The sequence below is a fragment of the Paenibacillus sp. UMB7766-LJ446 genome (assembly GCF_030226665.1).
GTDB classification, from domain to species: Bacteria; Bacillota; Bacilli; order Paenibacillales; family Paenibacillaceae; genus Paenibacillus; species Paenibacillus vandeheii.
On the sequence record NZ_JASOYM010000006.1, the window covers coordinates 318622 to 332080 of the forward strand.

Sequence of the window (13459 nt, forward strand, 5' to 3'; positions counted from 1 at the left end):
AGCGTAACATATCTATTTTGCAAAATCAACTTTCCGCTCCATCCACTCACTGACCCGTTTGAACTTATTGAGGCATACATATAATCGCTGCTCTTAGGGCGTTCGATATAACTCTTTCATACTCATGTAAATTCCCGCCCTGAAATAGACATCGTAACCCCCAAGTCCTACGATAAGCAATTCATCCTTAAGCCGCTTGAAACCGATTCTGGAAAAGGTAGACTTAATTTTAAATGTTTATTGGGAAAATGGATAGCCAAGGAGGACACCTTATGTCTGCACGAACATCTGCCTTACGAAAGAGCTGGTCCGAGAGCGAACGAGTCGCTCCCGGTACGGCACATATCCAATATGTAACGAAAGCCAATCTGGACAGGATTCGTAAAATCAATCATTTTCTGATTAGTGCCTTCCAGCAAAGTCTATCGGATATCAAAGAAAATCTGTCCAGCACGTATCTCTTTCTGCTCACCGACTCGCATGGGGTCCTGCTTGCCATGGATTACAGCCCTGATTTGAAACAGGTGGTGAAGCAGTTACCCATCCGTCCGGGTATGATCTTTACGGCCAGAAGCTGTGGCGTCAATGCCATATCCGAATCAATGGACACACATGGAGCTGTCCAGCTGCAACCTGAGCAGCATGAGAACCCTCTTTTTCGTAGCTGGCACTGTTATGCTGCACCTTTGTCTGTTGGACTTCAACATGTCGGCTATCTGGACGTCTCGACGATTAATGCGGACATGCAGAGCGAACTGATTGCAATCGCCAAGTTGATCCCGGCTCATATGCAAAATCGTTATCAGTGTAACCTTGCCGCGTCGGTCGAAGAACATCAATCGGTAGAGTTCACCAAACGCCAGTTAACCATCCTGAAAATGATCTCTAACGGACTAACGGTTAAAGCGATTGCTTTGAAATTGAAAATCAAGGAATGTACCGTAAATCATCATAAAAAAGTGATTTTTAACAAATTAGGTGTACAATCTAGCACCGAAGCTGTTTCAATTGCCAGCCGTCTGTCTTATCTATAAAGGTACCCCTATAGATTCCTATAGGTGGTAAAAACACGAACATCTGTGCTATGCTTTTTAGGTACGCACGATTAGAGAGAGAAAAAGAGAACACACACACATTTTCAGGAGGGTACTATGTCTATTCCAAAAAAAGCTTCATTGTTTGCCATGTTGATTATGATTTTGTTGGTTGCTGCAGCTTGCGGCGACAAAGCGGATAACAACGCCAAAACGAATGAATCCACTACAACGGAAACCACTGCCGGCACAGATACAGACACAGCCAAGACGGAAGATACGGAAAACACAGAAAGCACTGAAGCATCCACTTCCAAGTCCAAGGAAACAGATAACTCCAAAGAAGTTGAATTGGGAACTACGGAAAAAGGCTCTTATAACAATGACTATTTCGGGGTATCACTGAAATTCCCGAAAGCTTGGGAGTTCCAGGATGCAGACGGCATGAACGAGCTGACGAGCGCTTCCTCCGAGGCTATAGCTGGAGACGATGAAACGAAGAAAAAACAAATTGAACTGTCTCAGACCAAAACATTGAACCTGTTAATGGCTTCACAATATCCATTGGATGGAGGACAGGTTGGTCCTTCCGCTATGGCGATTGCTGAAAAAGTGAGCCTGCTGCAAGGCATTCGCACAGGTAAAGATTATCTAGAAGCAACGAAGAAATTCATGGTGGACAGCCAGTTCCCTTATGAATACAAAGAATTTACAACCGAAACCATCGGTGGCAAAGAGATGGACCTGATGCAAATCACGATGGATGCGGGCAATGGTTCAACCATTACGCAAGATTACTACAGTACGATTATCGAAGGCTATGCGTTTAACTTCATCTTCACATATCTGGATGATACAACGAAGGCCGAGATCGATACCATTAAAAAATCTGTTCAGTTCAAGTAATATATCCACCGTGCCTGCCGGGCATGGAATAGAACCCCGCGCAATGATCTTCCACAGATCACTGCCGGGGTTCATTTTGTAGTGAAGTTGAATGTTTCACCTTATCCGGAAATCGCCACCCAATGTCCCTCTTTTACTTCTACCCACCTGGACTGTTCCAGATTATAGCGATCTTCTACTTCTACCGTTTCTCTCGGTGTTTCACTCACAGGATGACGTTTTTTCATCGCCTCCACAGCCGGGTCCGGAACCGGGATGGCCGACAACAATGCCTTTGTGTATGCATGCTGAGGGTTCGAATAGAGCTCTTCACTTTCTGCTAACTCCACAATCTTCCCGTTATACATGACAGCAACACGATCACTGATATGTTTCACCATGGACAGGTCATGTGCGATGAACAGGTATGTAAGACCAAGTCGCTGCTGCAACTCTTCAAGCAGCTGTACAATCTGGGCCTGAATGGACACATCCAGCGCAGACAACGGCTCGTCACATACAATAAATTCAGGTTCCACGGCCAGCGCACGAGCGATTCCGATCCGCTGCCGTTGTCCACCTGAAAATTCATGAGGATAACGCTGGGCATGAGCCGGATCGAGGCCGACCATCTCCAGTAATTCCTCCACACGCTTTTCCCGTTCAGCGGGACTGCCGGCAAGACCGTGAATATCCAAGGCTTCCCCAATAATGTCCATGATTCTAAATTTCGGATTAAGCGACGCATACGGGTCCTGGAAAATAATCTGCATATGCCGCCTCATCGTTTTCATCTCTGAGGCAGAAAGGCGATTGAGTGGTACTCCCTTAAACAGGACATCCCCACCTGTAGGCTCATGCAGTCGCAGAATGGCTCGACCTGTAGTCGATTTCCCGCTGCCCGATTCGCCCACGACCCCAAGTGTCTCCCCCTGGCGAATCTCGAAACTGATATCGTTCACAGCTTTTAAGGTGTTGCCTTTGCCCAGATTAAAATGCTGTCTGAGCGACTTCACCTCCAACAGAGGCTGATCATCCTCCAGATCGCGTGGCACCAACGAAACGAGTTTCGGCTTTTTCTTCTCATCTAATCGAGGCAATGCATTTAGCAGTCTGGATGTATATGGATGCTTTGGATTTGCAAAAATCTCTGTAGTTGTCCCGGATTCCACAATCTGCCCATCTTTCATGACCACGACCCGATCACACATGCCTGCCACTACGCCGAGATCATGGGTAATCAGAATAATGGAAGTGCCCAGCCGTGCTTGCATATCTTTCATCAAATTAAGAATTTGGGCCTGAATGGTTACATCAAGCGCAGTTGTGGGTTCATCTGCGATCAGCAATTCAGGCCGGCAAGCAAGAGCAATGGCAATCATCACCCGCTGACGCATACCTCCGGAAAATTCATGTGGATACTGATTGAAACGTATTTCACTCCGGGTGATACCAACCAGCTCCAGCATGGCGATCGCCTGCTTCTTCGCTTCTCCTCTGGATAGCTTCTGATGTTTAATCAAACTTTCGGTAATCTGTTTCCCTATTTTAATGGTCGGATTAAGAGAGCTCATAGGGTCCTGAAAGATCATGCCGATGTCACGGCCACGGATGCTCTCCATCTCTTTTTGCGTTTTATGGACCAGATCTACCCCTTTAAACAGAATCTCACCCTTTTTCATCTGCGAAGGAGGAGATGCAAGCAGTCTCATAATGGAACGTGCCGTCACACTCTTCCCACTGCCGGATTCCCCTACAATGCCAAGGGTTTCCCCTTTCCGCACTTCAAAACTGACTTCCTTCACCGCCTGAAATTCACTCTCTCCGGAATGAAAAGAAACAGACAACTCATTTACTTTCAGCAAAGGTTGCATGTGATCACCAGCCCTCATCCATATTTTCACATGTGCTCATATGTATACTCTTCCATACCTTGACAATTGAATAGACTCTAAATAATATATACTATATCAATCGGAATAATGCAATTTAAAATCACATGAAAGGAGGCTCGCATGGTTTGAATCTTGCAAAAGGCAGCAAAATGTCACAGCTTGTATACACCCTGGGTTTTATTTATGGCAAAATGCTGCTTCATCCCTCCTATCGATATGTTCTATTTATTCTCGGACTGCCCGTTAATCTGATTGTGCTTCTGGTCTGGCAATCTAGAAAAAAAAAGGAAGGCTGGGCCTTGGTTCAACAGGCTGTTGAGCGTGATATGCTATCCAGTTCTTATCGGGATAAACTTCGGACGGACGTGGAAGAACAGTTGAGGCGTAAACACCGTTTCTTTCAGCAGCAAGTTAGTAAGGCTGAGTTTGAGCGTCAGACGGAGGAGTGGCTGGAGGAATCCGTTCAGAAGGAGTTAAAGGAACGAACGTTCAGCAAGCTTCAGGAACAGGGGAAACAGCGCCTGACGATGGCGGATACGTTCCAATCCCTGATTGATAAACCGTGGTTTCTTGCGGCATCGGTTATTCCGGGCTGTCTGATGTACGCCATGATGCTGTTGTATGGCAATCCTTATCTAAAGTACATATTTGAAAGAATTCTGATGACGGTATTCGTCATCTTGGGTGTAGCTACACTTGTCTTCACCATCTTATACCTGTCTCCATTCAATCCGGCAGCCAACATTCTCGGAGAGACGGCGACACAGGAACAGATCGCGGCTTTCAACCATGTGTATGGCCTGGATCAGCCCTACCTTGTCCAACTCTGGAACAATATCAAGGGCATAGCACTGTTTGATCTCGGCAAATCTTTTTCAGGGAATGAAGATGTCACGGCTACGATCGCCAGAAAGTTCCCAATCACATTAACACTGGCCGTTATCTCCTTGCTGCTTGCCCTTGTCATTGCATTGCCAATTGGGATTATCTCGGCGATCAAGCCCAATTCACTGTTTGATTACACATTCATGTTTATTGCATTGATTGGATTATCGATTCCGAATTTCTGGCAAGGACTTATTTTCATCCTGAATTTCTCGATCAAGCTGCAGTGGCTTCCCGCTACCTTCAATCCGCAGAACTGGCTCTCTATTATTATGCCAACGATAGTTCTCGGAACCGGATTAACCGCTGCAGTAGCCCGTATGACCCGTTCTTCCACGCTGGAAGTTATTCATGAGGACTACGTGATGACTGCCCGTGCAAAAGGGTTAAGCGAACGACATGTCATGCTGAAACATGCGGTACGTAATGCATTAATTCCAATTGTAACCGTGGTTGGCCTGCAATTCGGAGGCATGCTTGGAGGGGCGGCAGTAACAGAGAAAGTGTTTAATATTAGCGGGCTCGGCAGCTACATTGTGGATAAACAATTTATACCCGATATTCCGAGTATTATGGGCGGAGTAGTGTACACAGCGATTACAATCTCCATTATTAATGTGGTGGTAGATCTTCTCTACGCTTTTATTGACCCACGGGTACGTTCCAAGATGAAACAATATTAAAGCAGGTGCATGATGACAAAATCGGGTTCACTCACACAGGAAATGCGTTTTCGACTTAAGTCTTCACAGGAGTACAGTCAGGCGAGCTTCGCCTGGGTCACTTCCCTTCTCTTGTCGATGTTACTGTTATTCAACATCTATGACTGGAGCCTCCAGGTGTTCAGGCCATTTCTGCTGACAGCACTCGGAATCTATCTATTTTTCACGCTGGTCCAGAGTGTGCTGACGCTCCGAATTCGGAGAGACCTGATTCGGCAGGGCACAATCTCTGTGCTGACTCGCAGACTCGCCTGGGTTCAGCTGCTGGGTATCGTTTCCGGCAATATCTTTATCGTAACGGCCGCTTTTCACCTGATCAAAAAGACAAAGAGCATTGAGTATACATTTGCGGTGTATATGCTGCTGACCCAGCTGTTCGTTATTGGGGTCTCGGCACTCAATATATTCAAACCGTATGTTGCGGATACGTTTTTGCCAGCCATGGCGGCGCTTCTGTTTATCCTGGTGATTGATTTGGTTGTGCTGTTTATCGTATCCCGATATACCTCAGCCTCGATCATCCCGCGCTGGATGCTGGGCGTAAGTACGATACTCATCCTGACTTCGGTCACAGGCAATGTGTTCGCACTGCTGCTGGGTATTTCCATCATTGGACGAATTCGCAGACAGGGCAAACAAAAATCCAACTTCTGGAATGATCTGTGGGAGCGTCTCGCTCCGAATGTCACAGCAATGTCCGGTTTGTTTTTTATCATTTTCCTGTTCTCGATATCGATTTGCAGCTTCTTTACTTTTGATTACAGCATGGCTGTAGAAAATAACTACTCGGCCTTGCTTCAGTCCCCATCGCTCGCCTATCCCTTGGGAACAGATGACTTTGGACGGTGTTTATTTTCCCGGATTGTATTCGGTGCCCGTATATCGTTAATCGTGGGTTTCATGTCAACTCTGATTCCGGTATTCATTGGCGGTATTCTCGGAGCATTCTCGGGATTCTATGGAAGACATACAGACAATATTATCATGCGATTGCTGGATATTCTCTATGCCATTCCGGGTATTTTGCTCGCTATCGCCATCATTGCGGCGTTCGGGGCCAATACGGTCAATCTTATTCTGGCGCTCAGTCTGGGCTCGATCCCAACCTATGCACGAACCATGAGAGCCAGTGTACTCTATGTATCTACTTTTGAATTTGTTGAAGCCGCACGTGCGCTGGGTTACAACAATCGGTCTATTATTTTCAAACATATTATTCCGAACTCACTCGCACCCATGATTATTAAGTCCACGCTCACCATCGGCGGGGCGGTCATCGCCACCAGCAGTTTAAGTTATCTGGGGCTCGGCGTGGAGCCGCATATTCCCGAATGGGGCAACATTCTCAAGCTGGGCAGCACGTATCTGGAAACCCATTCATATCTGGCCATCTATCCAGGTCTGGCAATCATTCTGCTCGTGCTCTCGTTCAACTTTCTGGGAGACGGACTGCGCGATGCGCTTGATCCAAAGCTGGAAAAGGCTTAACTTACCGCCTTCAACTCAATTCGGAACAATAATTATGAACTATGAACTTATCTGGAGGTATTTTCATGAAAAAACGTACGTTGATCGCACTACTATTGATTCTCGTCCTTGTAATCTCAGGTTGCAATGTGAAGACCAAGACGGAATCGCAGTCCGAGACTGCGCCATCCGATACATCGGAGAACACGCAAAACCAAAAACCGGTAGACATCGAATTACTGGCTCAGAGCTCTTCCGAAAATGACGTGAATATTATCCGCGACCAGCTCACCAAGAACGGCTTCAATGTAAAGCTGAATCTGCAGCCGGATTACGGCAGCTACAAATCCCAGCAGGATGCAGGGAATTATGATATTGCGTTGTCCAGCTGGACAACCGTAACTGGAAACCCGGATTATGCGGTCCGTTCTCTTTTCAAAACGGGTGGGGATTACAGCATTCTCGCAGATGAGGAAATCGATAAACTTATTGACCAAGCCGCTACTCAGACTCCGGATGACTACAAGGATACGTATAAACAATTGGAGGACCGCTTGGTAACGGATCAAGCCTATATCGCTCCGCTGTACATTTCCCTGAAAAGTCAGGCTGTGAACAAAGACATTCTGAATGTAGATACGGTTCGCTTGTCCAAATCCCGCGCCATGGCATGGGAACCTATTGAATTCAAAGACAGCTCCAAAAATACAAAAGAACCCTTAATTCTGACACAAAGTTCTTCTGTCCTGACTTCCCTTGACCCGATCAAAGGAAACGACGGTTCCATCAACCAATTGAATACCAACATGTATGTACGTCTCGTTAACCTGACAGATGACGATCAGCTCACAGCAGAGGGATCGCTCTCTCACAATTTCAGCATTGCGGAGGGGAACTCGGAGTATTATTTCATTCTCAGAGACGATATCAACTTTGCGAAGATTGATAATAAAAAGGCTGTAGATACGGGTGAACGTGTCGGTGCAGATGACGTCATCTTCTCTCTCGATCGCGCCAAAAACAAAGATTCCGTACCGGATCACCGGACATACAGCCTTCACGAACATATCAAGGAGGCCGAGTTGGTAACCGATCTGGGCGCCTTGGAATCCATTCAGCAATCCAGTGGCAGCGGTACGGTTAAAGAAGCATTGGAACAAGGGCTTGGCACTAAAATTACGGAACTGGTCACGGACAAAAACAAAGCCAATAACGCTGCCGGGAAGTATCAAGTTGTGAAACTCACAACCACGGAACCCTTCCCGCAAGTATTGAACTATCTGGCTCACCAATCTGCTGGCATTGTATCCAAAAAGCAGGTCGAGAGCATCAATACGTATGATGTAGCTTCGTTTGACGTGAATAAAGACATTCCTTACGGCGATCAGAATACCGTGACTGAAGGTGCTTCGTACAACAACACCCTGTATGCCAGCGGCCCATATATCTTGGCATATAAAAATGATTATGAAGGTGTATTCTATCAGAATCCCGGCTACCGTAAAGGCTCTGAATATGCACCCAAGATTTCTCAGGTGAATGTACGATTCATCTCGGATGCCGACAGTGCGCTATCTGCTCTTCGCAGTAGCGAAATTCACTTATACTACGGGGTGCCTGAAACGAAATATGACATCATCAAAGGTGACAGCAAATTGCAATTGCAGAGCATTCCGAGCAATGCGGTTTCCTATCTGCTGTTCAACACTGCCAATCGGGAAGTTGCCAAGAGCAGTGACCTGAGAAAATCCGTACTGTACTCCATTAATCAGGATGACATACTGCAGTTCTACAAAAATAATAAACTTAAAGCGTACTCCACAGTAAGCCCACTAGTTCAGACCGGAAATGAATTGAAGTCCGATCCGTCAAAAGTGAAAGAATTCTTGAACGCCTATCAGGCTTCCAAGTAACAATACTGATAAACGGCTGTCCTCCCGGATCAATCCAAGATCCGGATGACAGCCGTTTTATTTTATAAGGAGAATGTTTTTGTTGAGCAATCTGCTTGATATTTTCGCTGTACGCCAGGCAGCAGAGTGACGATCTGGATACCCACTCCCCAAGCAAAAAAGACTAGATGGATGATAGATACATGCTGTATCCAGTATACCTGAGCCATAATCCAGATGATCAGAGCAAATCCCGTATATAACGAGTACGTCCATGCCCAGTATTGATTCGAGTAAATATTCATTTTCTCACCTATTTTCCAGTGAGTGTGGCGAATGAGTGAAACGGCTATGATCAGTGGCACAATGCCAAGAACCAACATTAGTATAATTCCCGGGATCAAAAAACTGCCAAACGGAGAATGCTCTAACAATGAATCCGGCATATGGACAAGATTTCCCGATGGATCGATAATGAGTGTTCCCCCTCCAATGATCGCACCAATGCCCAGTAACCCTTGCATAATAATGAGCACCCACGACCTTCCAGGTCCACATTCAAGCTTCCTTTCACCTTCATCACCCTTCCTCATCCCTCACCCTCCAGACATGTTATACAAATTTTACTGAAAGTTCTATTCCATTTTCACATATGGAGAAGGCTGAATCCTGTGCTCTTTCTCACTTAAATCGTCCCCAAAAATTCGATTTTGGTAAAACTTGATAAAAGAACGTACGTTCGGTATAATGAAGATATACTTAATGAGCGAGAGGCAGATATGGACGACAAATTTATTAAGGAATTGCGCGAGATTGGTCGGGATGACAGACGAAGATCCGAATTTATGATCCAAGGCATGAAAGAAACACTGCAGGGAAGAAAAGAAGAAGGTATTTTCAAGCGCTGGATACGGCGTAAGAAAACAGAGAAGAAAATTTCACAACGGTTTAATCAGGATCCCTCATCGGATCAAAAGTAACCACATAAAAAGGAGGCGGAATATGCCTCCTTTATTATTTATCTGAGCGTTCTGTTTTTTAAAATCTCATATGTGAATCGTTCGGAAGGAACTGCATCTGAGTAATTGCGATATGTCTATGTTCAACCTTATTTTACGGCAGTATGGCAAATGAACGGACTGGAAAACCGGACGCCCTTTCAGCCTTGGGTACGATATTGAAGATCACGGCACCTTTAGCCGGTACCTGATCCAGATTCGTTAACAGCTCTACCTGATATGTATCCTGGGCAAGTACATAATATTCCGCCAGAAGCGACCCGTTCTTTTGATAATCCACGGCTGAATCGGTATCGAAGGTTTCATGACCAATCGCCTGTATTTTTCTTTCCTCGAATAAAAACATTAGCGCACTGACTGACCATCCGGGTGCATGACTATTTCCCTCAGCATCCTTGTTGTCGAAGGCTTCATGACTGGGCCAGCGTTTGCTCCAATCGGTACGCAGAGCTACAAAGCTGCCAGCTTCAATAACGCCATGCTCTTTTTCAAACTCAAGAATATGCTCGACATCCAGCGTGAAATCCGGATTGCGCTCTACAGCTACAGATTGATCAATGACAACCAGCGGTAGCACAAGCTCCTTTAACCCCAGTTCATCCAGATACCTAGTATCACGCACAAAGTGAATCGGCGCATCGAGATGCGTACCATATTGTCCGGGAAACCTGAAACTCTGGGCAAAGAAACCTTGATCGTGATTAAACAACGTATCAAATTGTGCCGCAGCAAAAGCTGAGAAATGTGGAGATTCCGGACCAAACGTATGAGTCAGATCCACCCACTTCTTTTCTTTTAATAATTGAATCGCTTGAATGAGCTCATTGGACATCCGAATCACCTCATACATAGAATGGAATAAATTCCTCCTATTATATCTTATTCCACCCTATGCGAAAATATCGAAATACCAACTATTTGATAGAATTCATTAACTCGAAAAAGTATTTTGGATCATGAGTCTGATATAGATTGAACCATGAATCTAAAGTCTCCGGTGTAAATACATCCAGTACCTTCAATACATGCATCGCGAACTCCAACGGTGCTATGCCTGATGCAGTGACCAAATTGTCATCCGTTACGGCCGGAACCCTCTTATAGTATTTTTCTCCCATGTAATGTGGACAAATCATTTTCAAATAGTCCAGATCGTTGCTTGTATGACTTCTGGAGTCTAACAATCCCATCCTTGCGAGTCCAACGGTTGCCCCACAAATTGCCGCAACAATATGACCCTGTTCTAATGATGTCGCAGCTTTTTTCAATATCGGTTCGTGAATGGTTTCCATCCAAGTATCTCCACCCGGAAGAACCAACACATCCGTGCTTTCTAACATACACTCATCCACAGAAACGCGAGGCAATATGTCCATCCCTCCCATGGTAGTCACCGGACTTTTATCAACACCCACGGTAACCACTTCTATCGGCGCCATCCCTTTTCTAAAATATCTTCCCGAGTTTAGTTCAGCAATTAAATAACCTACCTCCCAGTCTGACATCGTATTAAATACATAAAGATACACTTTTTTGGTATGCATAATGCACTCCCCTTCTATTTGATACCCCTATTATAAAAAAACTTTACTGACATCTTCCGTCAGTAAAGTTTTTAAATTTGATAATAATTAAACACAGACTTGCCTTCTTATTATCTATTTTGGAATTCATTCCGCCTCATTATTCCCTGTCCTCAAACTCTGTTTATGTAAAATAATTCGAACTCAGCAACAGAGTCGAACTGGTTGATAGATAAGCCTTCTCTTTTAAGCTGATTCTCCAACTGATCTATAAGCTGCAGGACGGCTAATCGCAACGGTTCAAAATCGTTTGGATTTAACAGTGCAACCAGATCAGGATACCCATAATTAACGTAAAACTCGCGATGCTCACCCATGTCAATAATGCCAGGCCAGCGTCCCTTTTCTGCCGCGTACAATATTTGGGATAACCCGTCTTGCACCCCAATAGCAACGAAGAAAGCTGTTTCGTAATGGCCTTTTTCGCACGCGGTTAACAGTTTATTCATCATACCTTTTTCCTCTTCGTAGTACCCCCGCAGTTGCTCTTTATAAGAGCGAAGATCTTCTTGGCTGTTTTGTCGCTCCGATATGAGACAAAGTGTATCCGCTGTCAGCTTCTCGCACGCTGATATTATTTCATCTGGAGAAAGGCTGAACATAATGGTATCAAGGTATAGGTCCAGTTGATCCGGTTTAATGGGGAGATTGCTAACTTGCTCACGATAGTGACCCCAACTGCGCTTATAGTAAATTTGGTTTAAAAATCCAAGCGACATGAAAATGTTTCCCGCAATCTCTTGAGCCTGGGTTCGACAATAGGAAAGATCCTTGGCATTTTTGGAAAGACGCATTTTAGCTATGCTGATAAAGCATTCCTTTAATACGGATTCAGCTTTGCTGATCATATCCGATGTTTTGGATTTACTCCCCATGTTCGATATTGTTTCGCGAAGTTCCATGAACCTGACTAGATCATCATCTGATCGGACATATAACAATTCACAGTCTGCTATAATCGTCGTATTCCATTCTTCAGATGTTGCCATCCGTTCAGCACGATCCCATCCGATGGGCCAGAAATCAAAACTGATACCGTCGATCATAAACTGGCACTCCGCTTCTCTACCCTTGGCCGTCGCTGGAATGAAGAAGAAATCCAAATCCGAACGTTCAGTCGCTCGCCCCTGCAAATATGATCCGTAATAGCCGACAATTGCAACGTCTTGAGGGTAATGGTTCTTAATATGTTTAACAATAATGTCTGATACAGCAAAAACATCAACCATCAGATAACCTCCCATTGTATTTCAATATCAGATTGTCTACTTGATTTGCATTTGAAAAGGAACATCATCAAAACGGGGCACTAACTGAAGAAATCATTCAGCCTACATCCGCCTCAGATTTAATTTATCGTTTCCCGTTATTTGAAAAAAGGCTACCACTAGGGTAGCCTACTCTCATATCTTCATTTTCGAGTATTCACTTTTAGTCAAACCATAGAGATATTCATCGTAATGCTGTCCATTAGTGAATACCATATTTCTGAGTTTCCCTTCTTGGACAAATCCAAGACGCTCATGAAGTTCTAGTGAACCTTCATTAAAAGCATAAACATGTGCGGTAACTTTCTGATAGCGTAACTCCTCAAAGTAATATCGCAACAATATTTTTACAGCTTCTGAAGCATAACCATTGCGCCAGAATTCTCTGAAGATAGCAACACCGTACGTAAAAGTTCCATTTCGGGTATCACAGTTATTCGAACTTATACTTCCTACTAATACTCCATCTATAGTCTCGACCGCGAGCATAATTTTATCCCCATCAGAACCACGAGATGCCTGGAATTCAGCCCAAGCCTTGGTACCCTCTTCCGATCTTGGGAAATTTATTACATCGCAAAGTCTAGCACAGTCAGAATCAGAATCATTATTGTTGAACTTATCCCAATCAGTTGGGAGAATTGCACGTAATCTAACTTTATGACCTGTCCAAATATTATTTTTCATTATAGATCCTCCTAAGGTTTATTTACTCCTACCTCACTCATATCTGAATTAAGGCGGAGATCTGGCCTTGGGATCTAAGTCTCCATAGACTACATCGTTCTCATTCCTTTCAACACTTACAT

General features: G+C 44.7%; 12 protein-coding genes. 6 read left to right on the plus strand and 6 right to left on the minus strand.

Annotation, left to right across the window (positions count from 1 at the left end):
- The first annotated feature begins 272 nt into the window (after positions 1 to 272).
- Together QP794_RS17535 and QP794_RS17540 are read left to right on the plus strand one after the other, a co-directional pair.
- Positions 273 to 1034, plus strand: a complete 762-nt coding sequence (locus QP794_RS17535) for a LuxR C-terminal-related transcriptional regulator (protein WP_285078255.1) — start codon at positions 273 to 275, stop codon at positions 1032 to 1034.
- Between the two features lie 117 nt (positions 1035 to 1151).
- Positions 1152 to 1940, plus strand: coding sequence for a hypothetical protein (locus QP794_RS17540; RefSeq protein WP_285078256.1), 789 nt, complete (start codon positions 1152 to 1154; stop codon positions 1938 to 1940).
- 101 nt (positions 1941 to 2041) lie between these two features.
- Here QP794_RS17540 and QP794_RS17545 read toward each other — a convergent pair whose 3' ends face one another.
- Positions 2042 to 3793 carry an ABC transporter ATP-binding protein gene (locus QP794_RS17545; protein ID WP_024628631.1) on the minus strand — a complete coding sequence of 584 codons (1752 nt, stop codon included), beginning with the start codon at positions 3791 to 3793 and terminating at the stop codon, positions 2042 to 2044.
- A gap of 146 nt (positions 3794 to 3939) precedes the next feature.
- On the opposite strand from QP794_RS17545, the gene QP794_RS17550 reads away from it, so the two are divergent.
- The 3 genes from QP794_RS17550 to QP794_RS17560 all read left to right on the plus strand — a co-directional run bounded on the left by QP794_RS17550 (position 3940) and on the right by QP794_RS17560 (position 8801).
- The gene (locus tag QP794_RS17550) at positions 3940 to 5382 is read left to right on the plus strand and encodes an ABC transporter permease (RefSeq protein WP_285078257.1); all 1443 of its coding nucleotides are present in this window, start codon (positions 3940 to 3942) and stop codon (positions 5380 to 5382) included.
- 12 nt (positions 5383 to 5394) lie between these two features.
- Complete coding sequence (locus QP794_RS17555; protein WP_024628633.1) at positions 5395 to 6909, plus strand: ABC transporter permease; 1515 nt, start codon at positions 5395 to 5397, stop codon at positions 6907 to 6909.
- A 65-nt stretch (positions 6910 to 6974) separates the two neighbouring features.
- Complete coding sequence (locus tag QP794_RS17560; RefSeq protein WP_285078258.1) at positions 6975 to 8801, plus strand: ABC transporter substrate-binding protein; 1827 nt, start codon at positions 6975 to 6977, stop codon at positions 8799 to 8801.
- A gap of 62 nt (positions 8802 to 8863) precedes the next feature.
- Here the strand turns inward: QP794_RS17560 and QP794_RS17565 are convergent, their stop codons facing one another.
- Positions 8864 to 9373, minus strand: a complete 510-nt coding sequence (locus QP794_RS17565; RefSeq protein ID WP_285078259.1) for a hypothetical protein — start codon at positions 9371 to 9373, stop codon at positions 8864 to 8866.
- A gap of 186 nt (positions 9374 to 9559) precedes the next feature.
- Here QP794_RS17565 and QP794_RS17570 point away from each other — a divergent pair, with 186 nt between their 5' ends.
- Positions 9560 to 9760 carry a hypothetical protein gene (locus QP794_RS17570; RefSeq protein WP_094936863.1) on the plus strand — a complete coding sequence of 67 codons (201 nt, stop codon included), beginning with the start codon at positions 9560 to 9562 and terminating at the stop codon, positions 9758 to 9760.
- A 133-nt stretch (positions 9761 to 9893) separates the two neighbouring features.
- Here the strand turns inward: QP794_RS17570 and QP794_RS17575 are convergent, their stop codons facing one another.
- The 4 genes from QP794_RS17575 to QP794_RS17590 all read right to left on the minus strand — a co-directional run bounded on the left by QP794_RS17575 (position 9894) and on the right by QP794_RS17590 (position 13337).
- Positions 9894 to 10631 (minus strand): cyclase family protein, encoded by a 738-nt coding sequence (locus QP794_RS17575; RefSeq protein ID WP_285078260.1) that lies wholly within the window; start codon positions 10629 to 10631, stop codon positions 9894 to 9896.
- Between the two features lie 82 nt (positions 10632 to 10713).
- Positions 10714 to 11343 carry a type 1 glutamine amidotransferase family protein gene (locus QP794_RS17580; protein ID WP_285078261.1) on the minus strand — a complete coding sequence of 210 codons (630 nt, stop codon included), beginning with the start codon at positions 11341 to 11343 and terminating at the stop codon, positions 10714 to 10716.
- Positions 11344 to 11495: 152 nt separating this feature from the next.
- The gene (locus tag QP794_RS17585; RefSeq protein ID WP_285078262.1) at positions 11496 to 12611 is read right to left on the minus strand and encodes a hypothetical protein; all 1116 of its coding nucleotides are present in this window, start codon (positions 12609 to 12611) and stop codon (positions 11496 to 11498) included.
- Between the two features lie 174 nt (positions 12612 to 12785).
- Positions 12786 to 13337, minus strand: a complete 552-nt coding sequence (locus tag QP794_RS17590; protein ID WP_285078263.1) for a GNAT family N-acetyltransferase — start codon at positions 13335 to 13337, stop codon at positions 12786 to 12788.
- Between the last annotated feature and the right edge of the window lie 122 nt (positions 13338 to 13459).